This is a genomic window from Paraburkholderia mimosarum LMG 23256 = NBRC 106338 (assembly GCF_000739815.1).
Classification (GTDB): Bacteria; Pseudomonadota; Gammaproteobacteria; order Burkholderiales; family Burkholderiaceae; genus Paraburkholderia; species Paraburkholderia mimosarum.
The window spans coordinates 1-1,565 of the sequence record NZ_BBJJ01000281.1; the positions used below are offsets into that span (position 1 = coordinate 1).

Here is a 1,565-nt window from a genome sequence, read left to right on the forward strand (position 1 = left end):
GGGCAAAGACCCGTCGTCTGCTTTCCAGCAGTTTTACTCCATTGTGTCATAAGCAATACTTGCCATATCGACATTTCTCGTCCCGACACCCTTACTGCAACAGAACCAGAAATCCCGCTGGTGCCTGCTCAAGCGGCGCGAGAATCTCACCGGCAAGCAACGCGTTCGCCTGCGAGACTTGCTTCAGTACAACCTGCGCAGCGTGCGGGCCTATCTGCTCAAGGAAGAGTTCCAGCAACTCTGGGACTATAGCTCTCCCACATGGGCGGGAAAGTTCCTTGATCAATGGTGCACCGACGTCATGCGTTCACGCATCGAGCCAATGAAGAAGTTTGCCCGCACGGTGCGCACCCACCGGGAGCTGATTCTCAACTATTTCCGTGCAAGAAAACAGTTCTCCAGCGGCGTGATCGAGGGGTTGAACAATAAAGCCAAAGTGACCATGAGAAAAGCGTATGGTTTCCGAACCTTCAGAGCGACAGAAATCGCGCTTTATCATGCACTTGGCACGCTAGCCGAGCCTCCGAGCACCCATAGTTTTTACTAACGAACCACAATTTTAACGTGGGCCTTACTGCTACAGAACCATTATTAAGACTGGACTCAGTAGATCGCACTTCCAAAGGATTAAATATTAAACAATCGTTATGGCATTAAAAAAAAGTTTGATATCAGTGTGACTGGCAATTAGTGATATCGTGGCATTCATTTTGCGCGGTATCAGAATCCGAGGTGCTGACCCTTATGCGCGGCAACGAATTTGCGCAGTTATAGCCATCCCCGTCTGGCGCTCGATGGCCTTCGTTGCCGACGTGGATGATGGCTAGTTGACAAGTGTTTTGCTTACAAAGGAAGGCATGAGATGCTGATGAAGTTACCTGGCAAGAAGGCAGGTATCACGGGGGGCGTGATGCCCGCCGGTGGGACGTCATGGAACCGCGAGGCAGTTCTGGGCGGCAATGGGCGTACTTGCATGGATTCGACCACGGCTGAGCCGTGCGAGGGCGTGCGCGTCGCGTTCTATCGGGCAACACCTACGGAGGCAGCATGACCTGCATTGTGGCGCTGACAGATGGCAAGAAGGTTTACATGGGTGCGGATTCGGCAGGATCGGGGGGGGGGGCCATCATCGTGCGCGCCGACCCCAAGATTTATCGGGTGGGACCGTTCCTGATCGGCTTCACCACATCGTTCAGGATGGGGCAACTTCTGGGCCATAGTCTGACCGTCGCGCCGCGCCCTGAGGGCACCGATGTGTTCGCCTTCATGTGCACGACGTTCATTGAGGCGGTACGCGCGTGCTTTACCCGCGGCGGATTCGCGCGCAAGGACGGTGAACGCGAATCGGCTGGCACTTTTCTGGTTGGGTACATGGGGCGTATCTTCCAGATTCGCGACGATTATCAGGTTGGTGAAAGAGCCGTGAACTTCGATGCCTGTGGTAGCGGCGAACAGGCGGCGCTGGGCTCACTGCATACCACCGTCGGTGTGCCGATGCGGCCGGACGTCAGACTCGAACGCGCTTTGGCCGCGGCGGCCGAATTTTCAACGGGAGTCCGTGGGCC

At 55.6% G+C, this 1,565-nt stretch carries 1 protein-coding gene and 1 pseudogene; both read left to right on the forward strand.

What is annotated here, in order from left to right; translation table 11 throughout:
• Positions 1-106: 106 nt before the first annotated feature.
• Positions 107-547, forward strand: a pseudogene (locus BMI01S_RS37370) (transposase); the annotation flags it as partial.
• 500 nt (positions 548-1,047) lie between these two features.
• Positions 1,048-1,565 (forward strand): hypothetical protein (locus tag BMI01S_RS37380; protein ID WP_042293404.1); only part of this gene is annotated, 518 nt, incomplete at its 3' end.